The 13671-nt window shown below is 37.5% G+C and carries 17 protein-coding genes; 9 read left to right on the top strand and 8 right to left on the bottom strand.

Annotation, left to right across the window (positions count from 1 at the left end; translation table 11 throughout):
- Positions 1-14: 14 nt before the first annotated feature.
- Positions 15-1856, top strand: a complete 1842-nt coding sequence (locus MUW56_RS04485) for a TonB-dependent siderophore receptor (protein WP_292012060.1) — start codon at positions 15-17, stop codon at positions 1854-1856.
- Positions 1857-1872: 16 nt separating this feature from the next.
- Complete coding sequence (locus tag MUW56_RS04480; protein ID WP_292012059.1) at positions 1873-2934, top strand: hypothetical protein; 1062 nt, start codon at positions 1873-1875, stop codon at positions 2932-2934.
- A 166-nt stretch (positions 2935-3100) separates the two neighbouring features.
- On the opposite strand, the gene MUW56_RS04475 is transcribed toward MUW56_RS04480, so the two are convergent.
- From MUW56_RS04475 to MUW56_RS04440, 8 genes are all read right to left on the bottom strand, one after another.
- A complete protein-coding gene (locus MUW56_RS04475) occupies positions 3101-4519 on the bottom strand; it encodes an HD domain-containing protein (protein ID WP_292012058.1) in 1419 nt (472 codons plus the stop codon).
- Between the two features lie 38 nt (positions 4520-4557).
- Positions 4558-4902 (bottom strand): nuclear transport factor 2 family protein, encoded by a 345-nt coding sequence (locus MUW56_RS04470; protein ID WP_292012057.1) that lies wholly within the window; start codon positions 4900-4902, stop codon positions 4558-4560.
- A gap of 106 nt (positions 4903-5008) precedes the next feature.
- The gene (locus tag MUW56_RS04465; protein ID WP_292015375.1) at positions 5009-5557 is read right to left on the bottom strand and encodes an L-threonylcarbamoyladenylate synthase; all 549 of its coding nucleotides are present in this window, start codon (positions 5555-5557) and stop codon (positions 5009-5011) included.
- 373 nt (positions 5558-5930) lie between these two features.
- Positions 5931-6443 carry a DinB family protein gene (locus MUW56_RS04460; protein WP_292012056.1) on the bottom strand — a complete coding sequence of 171 codons (513 nt, stop codon included), beginning with the start codon at positions 6441-6443 and terminating at the stop codon, positions 5931-5933.
- A 72-nt stretch (positions 6444-6515) separates the two neighbouring features.
- Complete coding sequence (locus MUW56_RS04455) at positions 6516-6962, bottom strand: GNAT family N-acetyltransferase (RefSeq protein WP_292012055.1); 447 nt, start codon at positions 6960-6962, stop codon at positions 6516-6518.
- 70 nt (positions 6963-7032) lie between these two features.
- On the bottom strand, positions 7033-8172 hold the full coding sequence (locus tag MUW56_RS04450; RefSeq protein WP_292012054.1) for a cystathionine gamma-synthase: 1140 nt from the start codon (positions 8170-8172) through the stop codon (positions 7033-7035).
- Positions 8173-8262: 90 nt separating this feature from the next.
- Entirely contained in the window at positions 8263-8586 is a 324-nt protein-coding gene (gene gldC, locus MUW56_RS04445; protein WP_292012053.1) for a gliding motility protein GldC, read from the bottom strand.
- 30 nt (positions 8587-8616) lie between these two features.
- Positions 8617-9600: a gliding motility protein GldB gene (locus MUW56_RS04440; RefSeq protein ID WP_292012052.1), complete on the bottom strand. Its 984-nt coding sequence runs from the start codon at positions 9598-9600 to the stop codon at positions 8617-8619.
- A 52-nt stretch (positions 9601-9652) separates the two neighbouring features.
- Between MUW56_RS04440 and MUW56_RS04435 the strand changes: the two genes are divergently transcribed.
- The 7 genes from MUW56_RS04435 to MUW56_RS04405 all read left to right on the top strand — a co-directional run bounded on the left by MUW56_RS04435 (position 9653) and on the right by MUW56_RS04405 (position 13520).
- Positions 9653-10291: a leucine-rich repeat domain-containing protein gene (locus MUW56_RS04435; RefSeq protein WP_292012051.1), complete on the top strand. Its 639-nt coding sequence runs from the start codon at positions 9653-9655 to the stop codon at positions 10289-10291.
- 9 nt (positions 10292-10300) lie between these two features.
- Entirely contained in the window at positions 10301-10825 is a 525-nt protein-coding gene (locus tag MUW56_RS04430) for a GNAT family N-acetyltransferase (RefSeq protein WP_292012050.1), read from the top strand.
- 6 nt (positions 10826-10831) lie between these two features.
- Entirely contained in the window at positions 10832-11368 is a 537-nt protein-coding gene (locus tag MUW56_RS04425; protein WP_292012049.1) for a GNAT family N-acetyltransferase, read from the top strand.
- A gap of 11 nt (positions 11369-11379) precedes the next feature.
- Complete coding sequence (gene nadE / locus MUW56_RS04420; RefSeq protein ID WP_292012048.1) at positions 11380-12174, top strand: NAD(+) synthase; 795 nt, start codon at positions 11380-11382, stop codon at positions 12172-12174.
- Between the two features lie 86 nt (positions 12175-12260).
- Positions 12261-12779, top strand: coding sequence for a ribonuclease domain-containing protein (locus tag MUW56_RS04415; RefSeq protein WP_292012047.1), 519 nt, complete (start codon positions 12261-12263; stop codon positions 12777-12779).
- A gap of 55 nt (positions 12780-12834) precedes the next feature.
- Positions 12835-13143 (top strand): GIY-YIG nuclease family protein, encoded by a 309-nt coding sequence (locus MUW56_RS04410; protein ID WP_292012046.1) that lies wholly within the window; start codon positions 12835-12837, stop codon positions 13141-13143.
- Between the two features lie 65 nt (positions 13144-13208).
- On the top strand, positions 13209-13520 hold the full coding sequence (locus MUW56_RS04405; protein WP_292012045.1) for a barstar family protein: 312 nt from the start codon (positions 13209-13211) through the stop codon (positions 13518-13520).
- Positions 13521-13671 lie beyond the last annotated feature (151 nt).

Genomic DNA, 13671 nt, shown 5'->3' with positions numbered 1-13671 from the left:
AAAAGTAAAATAGTATGGATATAAAAAGATCTTTAGTACTGTTTTTTTCATCTTACGGTTGTTTTCTTTTTGGACAGGAGAAAGCAATAGATACTGTTTATCTATTTGACAGCCAGATGAATAAAGTGAAGCTTTTTCATCATGTAACTTCCATTACCAATGAAGACGCTGAAAAAAATTCTACCAACCTTTCCGAACTGCTGAGGTTTCAATCGCCAGTGTATATCAAAGAAAATGGCCGTGGAGCAGTTTCTTCACCCTCTTTTAGGGGAACTACCGCACAGCAGACTGCTTTTGTATGGAATGGAATCAATATCAACTCCAGTTTTTTAGGACAGGGAGATATCAACAATATTGCTTTGTTCGGATATGACCAAATCGGAATAAAAGCAGGCGGCGGAAGCGTGATCTATGGAAGCGGAGCTATCGGCGGAAGTATTCACCTGAACAATAATCTTGATTTTAATAGGGGATTTCATGCCTCTTTATTCTCAGAACTGGCTTCCTTTAATACCTACAATAATTTTGTTAAAGGGGCTTACAGCAATGATAAGTTCAGTTTTAAAGTTTCCGGTAATCATTCCATAAGCCGGAATGATTATAAAGTACAGGAAAATGGAGGGAAAAGCTATACCAATGATAACGGACAGTATTATAATACGGATGTCAACATCGCCGCGGCTTATAAAATTGCTCCTCACCACCAGATCTCATGGATATCGGAGATTTTTAACGGCAGACAGCATTATCCCGTTCATTTTGGAAACCTGGAAGAGAAGACAAAATATCATACCCAAAATATCCGAAGCCTGATCTCCTGGGATTGGAATAAACTCCGTTTCAGCAATTCATTCAGGGCGGCTTATACAGAAGAGAACTTTCAGTATTTTGACAATATTGACGGCCCCGAGACCAGCGGTGGAGCAGGGAAGAATTATATTTTGAAAAATGATTTCAATTATTTCCTCAACTCAAAGTGGAATATCAATATTATCGGAGAATTTCAGGTCAATAAAGGAAACGGGGAAGGAACCTCCAGAATCGGCCGTATCAGCAGAAATGCAGGATCCATTGCCGGGTTGCTCCGTTATTTTGCCACCAAAGATTTACGTTTTGAAGCCGGAATCAAGAAAGACTTCGTAGAGGATATCAGTTCGCCTGTCCTGTTTTCTTTTTCAGGAAAATGGAATGCCGCAAAATGGTATGATCTGGGAATAAATGTGTCAAGAAATTTCAGAGCCCCATCATTTAATGATCTGTATTGGTCTCCCGGAGGGAATTTGAACCTAAAACCGGAAACATCCTACCAGTTTGAACTTAGAAACCTGTTTAAGCTGGGAGATGTTAAGCTTTCCATAGCTCCTTATTATATGAATATCCGGGATATGATCAGATGGCTTCCGGCTGCTTCCGGATACTATGCCGCTTTCAATACCAGCAGGGTAGAATCTTACGGACTGGAATCGCAACTGGAATTTGAAAAAAAGCTGGGAAAACATATTTTGAAAACCAACTTGGGATATTCCTATACGAAATCTACAGATCTTGACACTCAGAAACAGCTGATGTATGTTCCTCTTCATAAACTTACCGGAAGCATTGATTATCAGTATGATTTTGTGAAAATATACGTACAGGGGATGTTTAACGGACTTACCTATACCGATTCTAATGAAAAAAGAAGTGAAGCCCTGGATCCTTACTTTGTGATGAATGCAGGCGTCAATGCAACATTTCTTAAAAATTATACGGTAGGCTTTAAAGTGAATAATATTGTAAACGAAACCTATTACACGATGCTTTCTTATCCACTGCCTCAACGAAATTACAGGGTAAGTCTCAATATCAATTTTTAAAATAAATTAATTATATATGAATATCAGAAAAATTTTATCTTTTGCATTTGCTTCCATGCTAGTTTTTACCCTTTCATGCAGCAGTGATAGCGAAAATATTGAACAGCCCATTACGTATGAAGCCGGAGTGCTTATTGCCAATGAAGGCGGATTTACAACAACAACTGCTGAGGTTTCTTTTGTAAGTAATAACCTGGGGAACGTTTACAATAAAATTTATGGAGGGAATAATAATAATGAACCTCTTGGAAAAGTTCTTCAAAGTATAGGTTTCAGTGGCGACCGTGCTTATCTGGTTTCCAATTCTCCTAATAAAATTGACATCGTTAACCGATATACATTCAAAAAACAGGCGACTGTAACGGCTAATATTGATGGAGCTAGATATATTGCTTTTTCCGGAAACCAATATTATGTAACGAACACGAATTTTACCACTAACAAGAAAAAACTTAATATCTACAATACTGCAGATAATTCTTTTGTAAAGAGTATTGATTTTACCAATGCTGCTGAAAAAGTAGTGGAAGCTGAAGGGAAAATCGTAGTCCAGACTGATGGAGTGGGATATGATGCGAACTGGAATCCAATTGCAACAGGATATACTGTTACTGTGGTGAATCCATCAACGAATGCAGTAAGCCAAACTGTCAATCTTCCAAACAGTGGAATTATCAAAGATCTTATCTCCTATAAAGGAAGTGCCTATGTATTGGTTTCCGGGGCTGCCAATTCAGTCATTTATAAGATTAATACTGCTGACGGAACCTATGCAGCGACCACTCTTACTGCAATTCCGAATGTTCAGAAGCTGAGAGCAGATGATAATAAATTCTATTTTATTACGGATACGAATAAAGTCTATGGAATGACTATTGGCTCTACTACAGTTCCAGCTGCCCCTATCCTGACTGCAACAGGTAATGTATATGGTTTTGATGTTATTGACGGGAAGATTTTCGCTTCTGATGCAAGCTTTACAGCTGACAGCAAAGTAAATGTTTATACCGCAAGCAATGGAACTTTATTGAAAACCTTTACTACAGGGATCGGAACGAATGGATTCTATAAAAACTAAAAATTACGCTTCGGCGTATACCTTATAATTTTTTATTTTTTCATCATTTGTGTTTTTTTCCGGCCGGTTCGAAAGAACCGGCCGGCTTTGTTCCCTGATATTGTACTCATAAAAAACCCCGGCTGGATGATCATCCAGCCGGGGTATATTTTCTAATAAGATGGGCTTATATTGTTAATCCCAATTTTTCTGCCTCGGCAATTACAAATTTTGTTGCTTCTTCCTTTTCGTTGGGAATTTCACCTTCAAGGATCGCTTCTTTTACCTTTTCTTTTAAAATACCGATTTCACGGCCAGGTTTAAGCTTGAACATCTCCATAATTTCTTCCCCTGTAATGGGTGGCTGGAAATTTCTTACCTGGTCTTTTTCTTCCACTTCCTTGATCTTAACCGCCACATATTCGAAATTCTTCTTAAATTTCTCCTGCTTTTTAGAGTTTTTAGTGGTAATATCCGCCTTGCAGAGCGTAAAAAGATCTTCAAGATTCTCGCCGGCATCAAACAGCAGTCTTCTGAGTGCAGAATCAGAAGCATCATCAGTGATCAGTGCGATCGGCCGCGAAGAAAGCTTTACCATTTTCTGAACATATTTCATATCGCTGCCCAATGGCAATTTCAATCTCTGAAAAAGTGTTTTCACCATTTTTGAACCTAAAAATTCATGCCCGTGAAAGGTCCATCCCGTCCCTTCTACAAATTTTTTAGTAGGAGCTTTTCCTATATCATGAAGCAGGGCAGACCAACGCAGCCAAAGATTGTCTGTATTTTCAGAAATGTTGTCCACCACTTCCAGTGTATGGTAAAAGTTGTCTTTATGGGTTTGCCCTTCCACTTCTTCCACACCTTTTAATTCGATCAGCTCAGGGATGATCAGTTTTAAAAGACCGGTTTGTTCCATCAGTCTTAATCCCACAGATGGCTTTTCGGACATCATGATTTTATTAAATTCAACCATGATCCTTTCCATAGAGACAATGTCTATTCTTTGGGCTTCCTGTTTAATAGCTTCCAAAGAGTTTTCTTCGATGGTAAAGTTTAAAGTAGAAGCAAACCTCAAAGCTCTCATCATTCTCAATGGATCATCAGAATATGTTTGGGCAGGTTCCAGCGGAGTTCTTAAGATCCCTTTTTCAAGGTCCTCAATCCCGTTGAAAGGATCGATCAGTTCTCCGAAATTATCTTTATTGAGAGAAATCGCCATCGCATTGATCGTAAAATCTCTTCTTTTCTGGTCATCTTCCAGTGTTCCTCCTTCAACTTCCGGTTTACGGCTCTTTTCTGTATAGCTTTCTTTTCTTGCCCCTACAAATTCAAGTTCAAGATCCTTATATTTGATCATCGCAGTGCCATAGGTTTTAAAAACAGAAACCTTGAGTTTAGGATCAATATCCCGGGCTACATTCTGAGCAAGCTCAATACCGCTTTGTTCGGTGACAAAATCTATATCCGTAGATGCTTTTCTTTTCATTAAAAGATCACGGACATAACCACCGACAATGTATACAGATTGGTTATTCCTTTCTGCAGCCTCAGAGATTATTTTGAAAAGTTTTAAATTTTTATTTTGGTTAAGATTAATTTTCATCGTTAGTCAATAGCGTCAAGTTCTGGTCATGGTACTCATTAATCATAATGAGCATACATTTTATTAATTTTTCCTTCTTCATTAAAAAACATTACTTCAACAGCATGTTTGTCCATAATAGATTTGTACAATAAAGCAACAGAGTCAACTCCTGCAGTAGATTGTATCAGCTCAAAATGAAGATCAGGAAATTTATCCAATGCTTTTCTCCAATACTGGCGGACAGCCTCTTTTCCCTGTAGTGAGCTTTCCTTTCCTCCCGTAGCCATGGCAATCATCGGAGTAGTGATTTTAATATCATCAGAATAATGGGAAAGGATATCTTCCAAATCATGAGAATTCCAGGCATTAATCCACTCCAGAGCAAAATCTTTATGGTCCATACTATATTTTTATGAGTTGAGGTTTTGCAAAGATAAAACTAAAAAAAGAAATCCTGTCGATATGAACAGACAAGACTCTAAAATAAGACAGATAAATGCAGGATTTTTATTCTCTGAGAATTTTAATCCTGTTGTCGCTCCATATTTTAATAACCGAAGATCCTGAATATTTGGAAACTTTTTCTCTATCCTCTTTTACAGCATAATCTACAAGATGAATGATCTCATCTGAAATATCTGAAAATTTAAGAGGGCTTTTTTCTCCGCTAAAGTTGGCAGAGGTAGAGACCAAAGGTTTATTCAGTTTTGTAATCAGCTTTTTACAAAAATCATTTTTGACAAGCCTGATTCCAATGCTTCCGTCTTCTGCAAGTAATTCTTTGGGTAAACCGCGTGGATTTTCATATACAATCGTTACCGGCTTTTCGCTAAGATCAATGATTTCCCAGGCCATTTCCGGAACATCCACGAGATCCTGAAGCCTTTTCTCGGACTCTACCAGAATAATCATAGATTTGTTTTTTTCACGCTTCTTAATGTCAAAAATTTTATTGACAGCCTCTATATTGGTGGCATCACAGCCAATTCCCCAGATCGTATCTGTAGGGTAAAGAATCGTTCCGCCGGATTTTAATATTTCGATAATAGGTTCCATAGTTGTATTGATTTCAAACCAGTTGATAAAGGTAGAGAATCTATGAAATTTAGGCAAAAAAATACGGTGTAAATGATATCGTATTTTGAAGATTTTCAGGTTTCGGCTAAAGCCAGTGGAAGGATTTTTAATTAGAAAAACGGGCTAAAGCCCGTTCCTATTGATGTATATTAAATTCAGCTTCGGATGATCATATTGATACCGCCAGGGCTGTTGGTGAAAATGATATTGTATTCATAGAAATAGGCTTTAGCCCATTTAACAAAAAAATAAAAGTTCTGTTGGATTTAGCCCAAACTTATCAAAATAGAATCAGCGAGATATGGAATTAAATAATTTTATTTATCATATTCGGGGTATTCTTTAGTTTTTCTTACATCCATCCCAGTTTAGATAAATATCTTTCTTCTATAATATGGAGATGGTGATAATTGTGTCCTATGATCAGTTTTCCGATGGTTTCTACTGAAACTTCATTGCCGTTGGCGATTCCTGTATTCTGTAAAGCAGAAGGGGTAAGAGTTTCCAGAAGAATCTGGGATGATTTTCTTACCAGTTTATATTCTTCCAGTAAAGACTCCACTGTTCTTTCATCAGCAAAAGAATGGTTGGCATATTGATTTTCATCAAATCCCGGCAGGTTGTTTTTATCACCTCTTGCAAATGCTAACATTCTGTATTGAAAAACTCTTTCAGTATCGGATAGATGCAAAAGCAGCCCTTTTAAAGTCCATTTTCCTTCAGCATAAGCAAATTTAGACTGTTCTTCAGTAAGATTGGAGTAGATACCTATTGTTTTTTCTGCTGATATTTTTAATTCAGCCAGCCAGTCTCCAGAAGGAATTTGGTCTAAATATCTTTGAATGTATTTTTGAAAATCGGTCATAGTATTATGTGTTATTGATTATGAAATGATGAGTCTGTGATGCGGGTTTTAAGTTAGGAAACGGCATCGTACCTATGAATTTGTCCACTCGTAAAAATTCACCGAGTCATAAAGTTGAAAGCCGCAGGATGGATACAACTGATTTCCGATATCATTGCTTTTACCGGTTTCAAGTAAGATTCCACAGGCATTTGATGACCTGCATACCTCTTTAGCCTCTTCGATCAGGTCTTTAGAATGTCCTTTTCCTCTGTGATTTTCATTGACAAATAAGTCATTCAGCAGCCAATAGCGCTGCATTCTTGTCGAGGAGAATATAGGGTATAGCTGTACAAAACCTGTCAACTCACCATTCTTTTCTGCAACAAAGATTTCAGAATCTTTATTTTCTATTCTTTCCCGGAGAAAGTTTTCTGCGGAAAGAATATCCGATTCTTTATGATAGAAAACTCTGTATTGGTCAAATAACTTGGCCAATTGGGGCAGATCATGAATAAGAGCTTTTCGTGTGTTTTTCATATGTAGTAGGTGATCATAGTATAATGAGAAGGAGCTTACATCAAAATACTCCTTCTCATTATTATTTATTTTAAGAAAAAGCTTTCTCTAAATCTGCAATAAGGTCTTCAGCATCTTCAATACCAACGCTTAGACGAACTAGGTCATCCGTAATTCCTAATTCAGCACGTTTTTCTGCTGGAATAGAAGCGTGAGTCATTAAAGCAGGGTGGTTCGCTAAAGATTCTACACCTCCCAAAGATTCAGCTAATGTGAATACTCTTACTTTCTCTAGGAATTTGATGGCATCTTCTTTTTTTCCGGATTTGAAAGTGAATGAAACCATTCCTCCCGATTCTTTCATTTGAGATTTTGCCAGGTCATATTGCGGGTGAGATTCCAGCCCCGGATAAATCACTTTATCCACCGCAGGATGAGTTTCAAGATATTTTGCTACAGCCAGACCGTTGTCAGAATGTCTCTGCATTCTTAACGCTAAGGTTTTGATCCCTCTCAATACAAGATAAGAATCGTGCGGACCTAAAATACCACCGCTCGCAAACTGAATAAAGTGAAGTTTTTCTCCTAATTCAGCATCTTTGGCAATAAGGGCCCCGGCAATTACATCAGAATGTCCGCCTAAATATTTTGTTGCAGAGTGCATCACAATATCAGCTCCCAGATCAATAGGTCGCTGGATGTAAGGAGTCGCAAAAGTATTGTCTACCGCCACTAAAATATCTTTCCCTTTGGCAATGTCTACTACCGCTTTGATATCTACCAGTTTCATTAATGGATTTGTTGGCGTTTCCACCCAAATCAATTTTGTGTTATCAGTAATGACATCCGCAATTTTAGAAACATCATCAAAATTCACGAATGTAAATTTCAACTGATATTTTTCAAAAAGTCTGGTAAACATTCTGTAAGTACCCCCATAAAGGTCATCTACAGCAATAACTTCATCACCAGGATTTAGTAACTTCAAAACACAGTCGATCGCAGCAAGACCGGAACCGAAAGCCAGACCTCTCGCTCCGTTTTCAATGCTTGCCAAAGAATCTTCCAATGCCTGTCTTGTAGGGTTGGCTGCTCTTGAATATTCATATCCGGAATGCACTCCCGGGCTTTTCTGCGCAAAGGTAGAGGTTAAAAATACAGGTACATTGACAGACCCTGTTGCAGACTCATGATGCTGCCCTCCGTGAATTACTTTTGTATTAAAATTCATAATATTTTATAATTTATCAATCTAACAGTGTACTAATTTACCATTGTTTTTATAATATAGGGGCACGGTTAGACTGATTAGGTTACATTTTTATTTTATAGCTGATTTTACAGCAAACTCTTCTGCAATTTCTTCCATCCATTGTGCTACATCCTCTTCACCGGTTGCTCTGTGGTAGGTATTTCCTAAAGAGATCATGATCTGGTGGATAAACATCTTCATCTGGTCTACAGGCATTTCTTTCGTCCAAAGATCGATTCGTAAAGCTTCCATTGTTTTGTCATCCCATACCGAGATCATCGTTGCTTTTGTCTCTTGTTTTTCAATACCTCCATCCTGTGCGTTCCACGTTATATTTTCAGGGATGTGGTTTTCGTCCAGTTCTACATCTATTGTAATCTGAGTCTTTCTCATTTCTCTATTTTTTCTAAATTCTGATTTTTATTATTTAAGTTTCGGTTGATAACCGGATTGATTGAATATGGTTGTCGCATCCATTTTCAGGAAGTCTGTCAGTTTGGTTTCCGGCTTCTCCCTAAGATAAGCTTTACAGATCTGCCATCCCGTAAAAATCCCGATTTGTGGTGAAGACTCATTGTCAATCTCTGTATAAAATTTGGAGAAAGGCCCCGGAGCAATAAAACGCTCACCCAATCTAGGATCATCTCCAAAGATCAGGTTACTTTCCACAAAGTAGTTCCAGATATTCGCTTCGTTTACTTTAGCCCATTCATATTGTTTCTGGGTATAGTTCATTTTAAGATAATCAGGAAAATCCGGTAAGAAAGCATCCTGTAGAATCATTACTTTACCATTCAGTATGATCTGATCAATAAATTTCTGGTGGTCAGGAGATTCCGTAACAATATTTTCAGCGAAAATCTGGGAAACTTTCGGAACCATATTCTGAGGATTCATCGACTTCTGGAAATAAAGTTCCAATCCTTTATAATGAGCATTGCCGTCTCCCATGAACCCTGTAACGTCAATAAAAAGGAAATTCTGCTTTTCATCATAAAAAATAGGATCCTGGGCCATCTGTAATGCCGATGAGAAGAGGTATACCTTAGGATTCTTGAATTGTGGGAAATGATAATTGATATGGGAAAATAAATCCTGAAGCTCTTTCTGAAGTTTTGCTTCATCAATTTTTCCAATGGCTTCTTTGTAGATCTTCATTTCCTCTGCGTCAGCTCTTCTTTTTTCATAATCTGCGTCAGATACACTTCCCTGGAACCAAGGAAATTTAGCTTTAAATTGATCCAACGGAATTCCCTGATTATAAAATTCTTTGGAAATATCCGTCATTTCAATTTTTTCAGCGGTCTTCTTTAATTCGACCTTCCATGGATTTTCCGGTTCTTTTTTGCAGGAACTCAGTCCTGTCACTAAAACAGAAGAAAGCGCAATAATTCTAAAAATCTTCATTATTTTTACATGAAATTTAAGGGTACAAAAATAAGGATTAAAAAGACAATTAATGATGAAAATTAAAATATTTACAGCGCTTTGCCTTATTTCGGGACTTTCTTTTTTTTATAGTCAAAAGCTTGAATTTAAAGATAAAAACTTTGAAAAAGCAGTGCTCGAAAACTTTGATCTGAATAAGAATGGAATACTGGAGCAGACCGAAATAGGAACGATCACCAATTTATTTTTAGTTCAAAAAGGCATTACTTCAACGGAAGACCTGAATCTTTTCAAAGACGTGAAAATGGTTGTATTGGATGATAACGCCATTTCCGGGATCACGGTAAGCAACCTGGATAAGCTGGAGCTGTTTTCCTGCACGGGATGTAAAATTTCATCGTTCAAAGGGGAAAATCTTAAAAATCTGACGGCATTGTATCTCGATCGTAATCTTTTGGAAACAATTTCATTGAAAGGAACTCCGAAAATAGATCAATTAACATTATCTTTAAATCAGTTAAAAACCATTGATCTTACTCCACTTAAAAACCTAAGGAAATTAAACCTTGAACATAATAAGCTCCAACAACTGGATGTCTCTGGAAATCCTGGCCTGCAAACGGTCAATGTAGGAGGAAACAATATGAAGGAAACGGATATTAAAAAAGGAGTGAAAACAGATACTACCATTTTTGGAACTGAGAAATAAACGAATACGATGATACTGGAAACGAAAAGACTTATTTTAAGAAAACTTGAAGATACTGATTACGAACGCATGTTTCTCATGGATTCTGATCCCGAAGTAATGAAATATATTGGAGTACCGGTCCTGACGGATATCAACGAGTCAAAAAATGTAATCAAAATGATTCAGGAACAGTATAAGACCAATGGAGTGGGAAGACTTGCTGTTGTTGAAAAAGAGAGCGGAAAGGTGGTAGGATGGAGCGGCTTAAAGTTATTGACCAAAGAAGTTAACGGCTATCAAGATGTATTAGAACTGGGATATCGCTTTTTGCCAGAATCCTGGGGAAAAGGATATGCGGTGGAAGCGGGTATGGCTTCTCTTGATTACGGATTTAATGAGTTGAATGCAGATACAATCTATGCGTACGCTCACTCTGAGCATGATGTTTCAAATCATATTTTAAGAAAGCTTGGTTTCGAGAAAACAAGCGAATTTGAAGAACCGGATGGAATTTGTTTCTGGTATGAGTTGAAACGCGAAAAATACATTTAATTTAACATGAAGCTGACCATACGGAAAGAAGAGGAAAGAGATTTTCAAAAAGTTTTCCAACTTACCGAAGAAGCTTTCAGGGATATGGAACACAGTGATCACCGGGAGCATTTTCTGGTTGAAAAATTAAGAAGATCCGATACTTTTATCCCGGAACTGTCACTGGTAGCAGAAGATGAAAACGGCGGAATTGCCGGGCATATCCTGTTCACAAAAATTACAATAGAGAATGGTTCAGAGTCCTATGAATCCTTAGCATTAGCTCCCGTTTCTGTAAAACCTGAATTTCAAAACATGGGTATTGGAGGTGCGCTGATTACTTTTGGGCACACCGTTGCAAAAGAATTGGGATACCATTCTGCCATACTCATTGGACACCAAAACTATTATCCTAAGTTTGGTTACGAAAAAACCAGTAATTTTGGAATTTCTTTTCCGTTTGAGATTCCGAAAGAAAACGGAATGGCCATAGAATTGATAAAAGACGGATTAAAAAATGTAAAAGGTGTTGTAAAATACCCGCAAGAATTTGGAATAGACTAAAAAAATAAACAATGCAGACACAAAAAGTGATAGACCATATCGTAGGCTGGTTAAAAGATTATGCAACAAAGGCCAGAGTAAATGGTTATGTAATAGGGGTTTCCGGAGGTGTGGATTCCGGAGTCGTTTCTACCCTGGCGGCAATGACCGGTCTGAAAACCTTGCTGATCGAAATGCCGATCCGTCAGAAAGCAGATCAGATAGACCGCGCATGGGAGCATATGAATGACCTGAAATCAAGATTTCCCAATGTAGAAGTGATGTCTGTCAATCTGACTCCGGCATTTGAAGAGCTTTACAAAACTTTTGATGTAAAGGATGATCTGTATCCCAACGAAAAATTGGCTTTTGCCAATACAAGATCACGTTTAAGAATGCTTACCCTATACTATTATGGACAGCTGAACGGCCTTTTAGTGTGTGGAACAGGAAATAAAGTGGAAGATTTCGGAATCGGATTTTATACCAAATACGGGGATGGCGGGGTAGATGTTTCTCCAATTGCAGACCTTTATAAAACTGAAGTATATACTCTTGCCAAAGTACTGAACCTGATCAAAAGCATCCAGGAAGCTATTCCTACGGACGGGCTTTGGGATACAGACAGAACAGACGAGCAGCAGATCGGAGCCACGTATCCGGAATTGGAGAAAATTCAAAAAGAATACGGAACCAAAACCGCTGAAGATTACGAAGGCAGGGATAAGGAAGTTTTCCTGATCTTCGACAGAATGCATAAAGCCGCAAAACATAAAATGGAACCTATCCCTATCTGTGATATTCCTGAAGAATGGAGAAATGAATAAATACCATGTCAATGTATCAATGTGTCAGTGTACCAATAATGTACACATTCTTACATGGCTAAATTGTTACCCTAATACTTATTACCATGAACAGTAAAATAAGAGCTGTATTTTTTATGTGTCTGGGACTTCTCTTCGGGATGTCTGTGATGTATATTTATAATCATTTTATAGCAGACAAAAAAGATGAAGCAACGCCTGCGAAAACAGAGACGGTAAGTTATGGAAGTGCCTCTACGGAAAACCGCTATAATACTGAGAATGCTTCAGAACAGGTTTCCATTGACCAGCTGACAGGAGAAAAAACAGTTATTACCTATGTAAAACAGAATCACAGGTTACCGGAGTATTATATCACAAAAAATGAAGCCAGAAGACAAGGGTGGAATCCATCAAAAGGGAATCTTTGTGAAGTGCTTCCAGGAAAAGCCATTGGTGGAGATAAGTTCAGCAACCGGGAAGGGCGGCTTCCGGAGGGCGTAAAGTATTTTGAAGCAGATGTCAATTACCATTGCGGCGCTAGAAATGCAGACCGGATCATTTACACAGACCATGGAGATGTTTACCTGACCAAAAACCATTACAAAAGTTTTGAAAAACAGTAAATAGTCATTGCGAGGAGCGAAGCGACGAAGCAATCTCTAAAAATGTAATAAACAGATGAAAGCAGGTTTTATTTATATAATGACCAATAAAAATCATACAACTCTTTATACAGGAGTTACTTCAAACCTGCCCAAACGTATTCAACAGCATAAAGAAAAGTATTATTCTCAAAGTTTTACATCAAGGTATAATTTGTATATACTTGTTTATTGGGAAGCTTTTCAAGAGATTGGTGATGCTATATTTAGAGAAAAGCAGATAAAAGCGGGCTCAAGGCAAAAGAAATTAGATTTAATTAATATGATGAATCCTGAGTGGAGAGATTTGGCGGATGAGATCCAGAATATAATGGATACTTATTGAGATTGCTTCGTCGCGCAGCTCCTCGCAATGACAAATTATTTATAATAATTATAATATAAAGAAATATGAAAACAGTATATATAGATTTTACAGAAATAGGCGATTATGAAGATTTTTACGCCCAATTAAAGGAAAAAATTCAGCTTCCTGAACATTTTGGGGATAATCTTGATGCCCTTTTTGATACCATTACCGGAGCCCTCGGAATGCCACTCCATATTGAATTTGTAAATATGACGGTAGATCAGCTTGAAATTTTTGAAGATCTTCTGACCACATTGGAAGATGCAGAAGATGAAGTGGAAGACTTTAGTTTCAGCTATTACCTGGAGCAGTATGAAGATGATCAAGATGATGATGTAGAGTCAGAAGAATAATGGAAGTAAAAAAATACAAGAGGTTATTTCAAAAACAGAGATAACCTCTTGTATTTTCCCCGAAACCCAAGAGATAATACTGGTTTCTCTACAGATATGGACCTGAAAATTAAAAAAATAAAACCTGTGGAAATTTCCACAGGTTTTTAAT

The sequence above is a fragment of the Chryseobacterium sp. genome (assembly GCF_022869225.1).
In the GTDB taxonomy this organism is placed as follows: Bacteria; Bacteroidota; Bacteroidia; order Flavobacteriales; family Weeksellaceae; genus Chryseobacterium.
Note: the sequence above shows the minus strand (reverse complement) of the source record. Positions and strands in the feature narration are given on the sequence as shown.

What these genes read in the sequence shown, in the direction of transcription:
- MUW56_RS04485 (WP_292012060.1), top strand. Translation starts at nt 15, where the DNA reads ATGGATATAAAAAGATCTTTAGTACTGTTTTTTTCATCTTACGGTTGT.
- MUW56_RS04480 (WP_292012059.1), top strand. Translation starts at nt 1,873, where the DNA reads ATGAATATCAGAAAAATTTTATCTTTTGCATTTGCTTCCATGCTAGTT.
- MUW56_RS04475 (WP_292012058.1), bottom strand. Translation starts at nt 4,519, where the DNA reads ATGAAAATTAATCTTAACCAAAATAAAAATTTAAAACTTTTCAAAATA.
- MUW56_RS04470 (WP_292012057.1), bottom strand. Translation starts at nt 4,902, where the DNA reads ATGGACCATAAAGATTTTGCTCTGGAGTGGATTAATGCCTGGAATTCT.
- MUW56_RS04465 (WP_292015375.1), bottom strand. Translation starts at nt 5,557, where the DNA reads ATGGAACCTATTATCGAAATATTAAAATCCGGCGGAACGATTCTTTAC.
- MUW56_RS04460 (WP_292012056.1), bottom strand. Translation starts at nt 6,443, where the DNA reads ATGACCGATTTTCAAAAATACATTCAAAGATATTTAGACCAAATTCCT.
- MUW56_RS04455 (WP_292012055.1), bottom strand. Translation starts at nt 6,962, where the DNA reads ATGAAAAACACACGAAAAGCTCTTATTCATGATCTGCCCCAATTGGCC.
- MUW56_RS04450 (WP_292012054.1), bottom strand. Translation starts at nt 8,172, where the DNA reads ATGAATTTTAATACAAAAGTAATTCACGGAGGGCAGCATCATGAGTCT.
- gldC (WP_292012053.1), bottom strand. Translation starts at nt 8,586, where the DNA reads ATGAGAAAGACTCAGATTACAATAGATGTAGAACTGGACGAAAACCAC.
- MUW56_RS04440 (WP_292012052.1), bottom strand. Translation starts at nt 9,600, where the DNA reads ATGAAGATTTTTAGAATTATTGCGCTTTCTTCTGTTTTAGTGACAGGA.
- MUW56_RS04435 (WP_292012051.1), top strand. Translation starts at nt 9,653, where the DNA reads ATGATGAAAATTAAAATATTTACAGCGCTTTGCCTTATTTCGGGACTT.
- MUW56_RS04430 (WP_292012050.1), top strand. Translation starts at nt 10,301, where the DNA reads ATGATACTGGAAACGAAAAGACTTATTTTAAGAAAACTTGAAGATACT.
- MUW56_RS04425 (WP_292012049.1), top strand. Translation starts at nt 10,832, where the DNA reads ATGAAGCTGACCATACGGAAAGAAGAGGAAAGAGATTTTCAAAAAGTT.
- nadE (WP_292012048.1), top strand. Translation starts at nt 11,380, where the DNA reads ATGCAGACACAAAAAGTGATAGACCATATCGTAGGCTGGTTAAAAGAT.
- MUW56_RS04415 (WP_292012047.1), top strand. Translation starts at nt 12,261, where the DNA reads ATGAACAGTAAAATAAGAGCTGTATTTTTTATGTGTCTGGGACTTCTC.
- MUW56_RS04410 (WP_292012046.1), top strand. Translation starts at nt 12,835, where the DNA reads ATGAAAGCAGGTTTTATTTATATAATGACCAATAAAAATCATACAACT.
- MUW56_RS04405 (WP_292012045.1), top strand. Translation starts at nt 13,209, where the DNA reads ATGAAAACAGTATATATAGATTTTACAGAAATAGGCGATTATGAAGAT.